Genomic DNA, 6,000 nt, shown 5'->3' with positions numbered 1-6,000 from the left:
TTAAGAATTTGATAATTATTATGATTATAGATGTTATTGGTGATATTCACGGTTATGCTGACAAGTTGGTCGGACTCCTAAAGCAGTTAGGCTATGTTCATAATGGCACCTATTTTGTACCGCCAGCGGGTCATCGGGCGCTATTTATTGGTGATTTCATTGACCGTGGGCCACAGCAAGTAGCCTCGCTAGAGATAGTCTTTGCTATGCTAGATGCAGGCGTTGCCGACGCAGTGATGGGCAATCATGAATACAATGCGCTCACCTTTGCCATGCTTGACCCAGAGCAACCTGAGCGCTATTTACGCTCGCATAGTGATGTTCATGTGCGCCAGCATGAAACCTTTTTAGCCGAAGTACCGTTTGGCTCAGAAGCGCATCAATATTGGTTACAGCGCTTTTATGAGATTCCATTGTGGCTTGAGACTGAATACGCTTGCTTTGTACACGCTTGCTGGGATGTCGATAGCATGGCGGTATTAAAGCCGCTATTGACCGCCGATAATTGCTTGACGCCTGACGCCGTTGTCGCCACGGCGCAAAAGCATAGCCCTGCTTATGAAGCGCTTGAGCGCGTGCTAAAGGGCGTAGAAACGGCGTTACCCGATGGTTTAGTCATGGTCGACAAAGATGGGGCAGCGCGCTCGCAAGTACGCGTGCGCTGGTGGCTAGATGAGCTTAACAAACGCACTATTCATGAAATTGCCCGTGCGCCAAGCTCAGGATTGGCACAGATTCCAAGCGATGCCCTAGCAGAAAATATCGAATTTGCCCTTAAAACTCATAAACCGGTATTCGTCGGTCATTATTGGCTAACAGGCGCGCCGCAACCTCTTAGCCCGCAGGTTGCTTGTACCGATTATTCGGCAGCGATTGATAGCGGTTATTTGACCTGCTATCAGCTCGATACCGAGCAGCCATTACCGCTTAAAGCCCATAACTTCGTACAGTATCGTCATGATGAAGACCCAAAGATAAAGGCATAAAAAAAGATAAATGTATAAAATCAGCGTTATTTAGCCAGCTTTGCCATTAAACAGCAAACTTGGCTTTACGAAGGCAGCAAAACTTTTGTATGATGGTCCTTTTGAGGATATCAAAGCATGAGCACCCCATCGGCTAGCGTTACCCCTGTTGAGCAAAGCAGCCCAATCACTTCTCCTGCTGGTCAGCCAAAAGTAGGTATTATCATGGGCTCGCAGTCTGATTGGGCAACCATGAGTGCCGCAGCGCAATTACTTGCCGATTTTGATATTGCCTTTGAATGTGAAGTAGTGTCAGCGCATCGTACCCCTGATAGATTGTTTGATTATGCCAAAAGCGCCAAAAGCAACGGCTTGCAGGTGATTATCGCTGGGGCTGGTGGTGCCGCGCATCTGCCCGGTATGTGTGCCAGTCAAACGCCGCTTCCTGTCTTTGGTGTCCCTGTTAAATCATCAATGCTCAGTGGTTGGGATAGCTTACTTTCTATCGTACAAATGCCAAAAGGCGTGGCCGTTGGAACCTTAGCGATTGGTGCAGCTGGCGCCTATAACGCTGCCCTTCTTGCTATTCAGGTGTTAGCATTGCATGATGAATCGATTGCGACTAAGCTGGATAATATGCGCCAAGCGCAAACCGATACCATTCTTGCCAGCCCAACACCCGGTATTATCAATCAGTAAAGTAAGTAAACTCAGCCAGATGGCGTTAAGTTTTCACAAAAAACCATTAGCAGAACTGCAATATTAACCAAGAAATGTTAAGCGCAATCATCTGGTTTTTAAATCTCAATATCAAACCTGAATACCAAATTAACGAGCAATATTCTAAACTTGATATTTTTACTCAGATGCGTTCTACTAAATACAAGGTGCATACAGTGCACCTTTTCCTATTTTAATAGCATAAGTTTTATCCCGTAAGTTTTAGATATTAGTACTCAAACTCCCTTATTCATTTTCAATGTAAAGAGCCTGCCATGACTACAGCGAACGCTTATCCTGTAACCCAAACCATTCGTACCATCGGTATTTTAGGCGGTGGTCAGCTTGGTATGATGCTCGCCGAAGCCGCCATGCCGCTCGGTTATCAGTGCGTATTTTTAGAAGACAATGCCGACTGTCCGGCCAGCCTATACGGAAAAGTTTTTCATAGCGAGCAATTAGAAGCATTTATTGCCGCAGCTGACGTCTTTACCTTAGAGTTTGAAAATACGCCTACTGCTACCGTTGAACAGCTAGCCAGCTTATCAAAATCTGGCAGCAAGCAAGGCATGTTTCCACCACCGATTGCCCTTGATATCGCTCAAGATCGCTTAAAAGAAAAGCGCATGTTCAATGAGCTTGATATCGCAACCGTACCATTTATGGTGGTTAATTCTGAAGCAGAATTAAAGCAAGCTTGCGACGAGCTAGGATTGCCTATCGTCCTAAAGACCAGCCGCGGTGGTTATGATGGTAAAGGTCAGTTTGTCATCAAAGAAGAAAGTGATATTACCGTTGCTTGGCATGAGCTTAAGGATGCGGTTAGTGGTAAAGGCGCACTAACGCCAACGCCTGCTCCCCTCATTGCAGAAGGCTTTATTAACTTTAGCCGTGAAGTATCTATCATTGCTGCCCGCGCCCAAAACGGTCAAGTACGCTGCTATGATTTGGTCGAAAACCATCATCATAACGGTATATTGGCCAAAACGCGCGCGCCTGCCGTTGGTACCAGCCATTTGTTTCAGCAAGCAACCGATGCGATTACCACTGTGATGAATCATTTAGGTTATGTCGGTGTGATGGCGCTTGAGCTATTTGTGAGCAAAGATGCTCGTGGTAACGACTATCTGCTGGCCAACGAGATTGCCCCACGCGTTCATAACTCTGGACATTGGAGTATCGAAGGCGCGATTACCAGTCAGTTTGAGAACCATATTCGCGCGGTGGTCAATCTGCCCTTAGGCGATACCGATAACGTCCATCCAGCGATTATGCTGAATGTATTGGGTCAATATCCTGATATCAGCGCGGTGCTCAATATCGATGGCGCCCATTATCATAGCTACCATAAGGCTGAGCGCGAGGATCGTAAAATTGCGCATATTACCTTGATGCCAAATGACGTTGCTGACTTAGATATTGCCCTCGCTAAGCTGGTTGCTGTGTTGCCTAATAAAGTTGGTCTTGATAAAAAGTTAGCGCCTACGGTTACCGAGAACCAAGCAAAAACACCAGAGCAAACAGCCAGCACGGAAACTGACCACGCTGTAGAAGATGCTGCTATCAGTGTTAAAGAGAGCCAACCAGAGGGTTTAGAAGATATAGAGCAGCTATCAAACGACCAGCTATCAAACACAGTTAAGGCCAAGAAATAATGCAGATTTGGGTAGATGCTGATTCGGTGCCTCTGATTGCCAAAGACTTGATTATCAAAACGGCTGAACGTACCCAAACCATGGCGATATTTGTCGCAAATCAGCCAATCAAACTGCGCAAATCACCGCTGCTCGTGATGACAGTGGTGCCATCAGGGTTTGATAAAGCCGATGATTATATCGTTGAGCAAATCCAGCCAGGCGATTTAGCCATCACTAGCGACATTCCCTTGGCCAATGATATTTTAGATAAAGGCGGTATGGTTTTAACCACCCGCGGTATGGTGTATGATAAAAATAACATCAAGCAAAAGCTTAATATGCGCGATTTTATGGATACCATGCGCGGCACGGGCGTGCTCGAGCTGCAAGAAATGAGTGGCCAGAAACCTTATGGCGACCGCGATAAAAAAGCCTTTGCCGATGGTCTTAATCGTTTGGTGCGTTAATTGGTGCGTTAATTTTCTTATGCATCATTGGACAGCTACCCTCTCTAACCTTTGTTATAAATTTCTTATTCTTATAAATAACCGCTTTTATAAATAGCAACTTTTATAAAGAACAGTTTTTATAAAGCACAGGCTTGCAAACCGTATACACTCCATAACCAAACACTATGCAAACGGCACGCTTCATAACGAAGTGTGCTCATCATTCTTGTTACGCTATATGCAGCTTTCAAAACAATCGGTTTTTGAATAATTGGTTTTTAAACAATAAATTTTAAAATAACGATAACGTATATAAAACGCATATAAAAATAGGAATGAATATGAAAATTTTAGTGATTGGCGCCAGTGGTCGAGTGGGTACAGATTTGGTTAAGCAGTTATTAGCAGATAACCATCAAGTGATTGGCACCACCCGTCAAGAAGAAAAACTGTTTGATGACGACAATTACAGCCAATTAGATTTGGATATCACCGCAGAAAAAGATGCTATTCAACAGCAAATCGAGCAAGATATCGATGCCGTTTACTTTGTTGCTGGTTCAGGTGGTAAAGACGTCTTAGAAGTTGATTTACATGGTGCGGTTAAAACCATGCAAGCAACAGAAGATAAAGGTATCAAACGCTATATCATGTTAAGTACAGTATTTTCATTAGATACCAGCAAATGGGACAACCCCGGTATTGCTGACTTAAAAGAATACTATATCTGTAAGCATTACGCTGATCAGTGGTTGGTTAATAACAGCAACCTTGATTACACCATCGTGCAAGCAGGTGCACTAAAAGAGCGTGCAGCAACGGGTAAAATCACTATTAATGATGACAATGCGGGTGAAAACTCAATTGCAGATGTGGCTACGACGTTGGCAGCTGTACTCAATGCTGATAATACCAATAAAAAAGTTTTTAGCATGCACAATGGTGAAACTGCAATTGATGCAGCGCTTGCTAAACTGTAATAAACAAAAGTTATAATAAACAATATACAGCTTTGCAGCATTATTAAAAGCAGTACAAGAATAGAAAAGCGCGTAAGCCTTCCGGTTTACGCGCTTTTCTATTCTGGTTTTTTTAATCATTGGCGGCTATGTCAAAATCTACTAGCAAGCAATTAAGCCAAGCCACTGGGAAAAGGAATCACGTCCTCTAATCTGCTAGCCCCTGTTATAACCATCAGCAACCTATCAATACCAACAGCGATACCACTACAAGGTATTAAGTCATCAGACGCTGCTAATAAATGCTCATCAATTGGCATTTGTGGCAAGTTATGATGCTGACGCAATTGATTGTCGCGCTCAAAGCGCTCTCTTAATGCCTGCCCATCTGCCAGCTCATCATAAGCATTGGCAATCTCAATACCATTAATATAAAGCTCAAAGCGCTTAGCAACTATATTACCGTCTTTATCCAGCGCGGTTTTTGCCAATGCCGCAGTTGCAGGGGGATATTCTATAATCAACGTCGGCAAATCATGACCCAAATTTGGCTCGACGGTATGACTAAACAATAAATCTAACCAGCTTTGACGAATATCTTCTTCACTATTGGTGGCGCCATTTTCTGCACTATTAAAATTAAACCCTGTCAAACCCTTATCTTCGGCCACTGCTTGTAGCGTCGCAATACTGGCAGTCAGTGGATGAATACCAACAAAGTCCATAAAGGCATCGACGTAACGGTAATGACTCAGCACAATCGAATAACCATAAAGCGCTTCAAGTAACTCGCCCAATTCAGCAGCCATATCATCTAGGTTATATTTCGGCTGATACCACTCAAGCATAGTAAATTCAATATTGTGACGCACGCCTATCTCATTATCTCGAAATACTGGGCAAATCTGATAAATGGGCACCTGCCAGCTAGCAAGTAGCCGCTTCATGGCGAACTCAGGCGACGTATGCAGATAATAGGTGCAAGGTTTATCTTGGTAGGTGACCTGCGCCGCCACTGATTGCAAAAAGGTATCAGTATTGCCTGCTTGCGATAACAAGGGCGTCTGCACTTCGAGCACGTGACGCGTGGCAAAAAACTGCCGAATAGCACTCATAAATTGCGCACGCTTGTGTGCCATTGATACGGTCATGGTCGGCGCATAGCTAGATTTAGAAAAGGAATTACTTGCTTGAGTCATTATTATTTACTGCAATTTAAGGATAAAGAATAGATTTTAAAACGATGTTTTAAGTTTTAAGGCTACCTAGC

Annotated in this window: 6 protein-coding genes; 5 read left to right on the top strand and 1 reads right to left on the bottom strand. The window is 43.9% G+C overall.

Annotated elements, in window-relative coordinates:
• The first annotated feature begins 20 nt into the window (after positions 1-20).
• The 5 genes from JMX50_RS12570 (at position 21) to JMX50_RS12550 (ending at position 4,751) form a co-directional block, all read left to right on the top strand.
• Positions 21-986, top strand: coding sequence for a metallophosphoesterase (locus tag JMX50_RS12570; RefSeq protein ID WP_201629897.1), 966 nt, complete (start codon positions 21-23; stop codon positions 984-986).
• Between the two features lie 117 nt (positions 987-1,103).
• The gene (gene purE, locus JMX50_RS12565) at positions 1,104-1,664 is read left to right on the top strand and encodes a 5-(carboxyamino)imidazole ribonucleotide mutase (RefSeq protein WP_201629896.1); all 561 of its coding nucleotides are present in this window, start codon (positions 1,104-1,106) and stop codon (positions 1,662-1,664) included.
• Positions 1,665-1,960: 296 nt separating this feature from the next.
• Entirely contained in the window at positions 1,961-3,340 is a 1,380-nt protein-coding gene (locus tag JMX50_RS12560) for a 5-(carboxyamino)imidazole ribonucleotide synthase (protein WP_227671062.1), read from the top strand.
• Complete coding sequence (locus JMX50_RS12555) at positions 3,340-3,789, top strand: YaiI/YqxD family protein (RefSeq protein ID WP_021814375.1); 450 nt, start codon at positions 3,340-3,342, stop codon at positions 3,787-3,789. The genes JMX50_RS12560 and JMX50_RS12555 overlap by 1 nt, the downstream gene beginning before the upstream one ends.
• Before the next feature lie 323 nt (positions 3,790-4,112).
• Positions 4,113-4,751, top strand: coding sequence for an NAD(P)H-binding protein (locus tag JMX50_RS12550; protein WP_201629890.1), 639 nt, complete (start codon positions 4,113-4,115; stop codon positions 4,749-4,751).
• A gap of 152 nt (positions 4,752-4,903) precedes the next feature.
• Here the strand turns inward: JMX50_RS12550 and epmA are convergent, their stop codons facing one another.
• Entirely contained in the window at positions 4,904-5,929 is a 1,026-nt protein-coding gene (gene epmA / locus JMX50_RS12545; RefSeq protein ID WP_201629889.1) for an EF-P lysine aminoacylase EpmA, read from the bottom strand.
• Positions 5,930-6,000: the final 71 nt, after the last annotated feature.

Source organism: Psychrobacter maritimus, assembly GCF_904846345.1.
Lineage (GTDB): Bacteria > Pseudomonadota > Gammaproteobacteria > Pseudomonadales > Moraxellaceae > Psychrobacter > Psychrobacter maritimus.
This window is presented reverse-complemented; position numbering and strand designations above follow the sequence as displayed.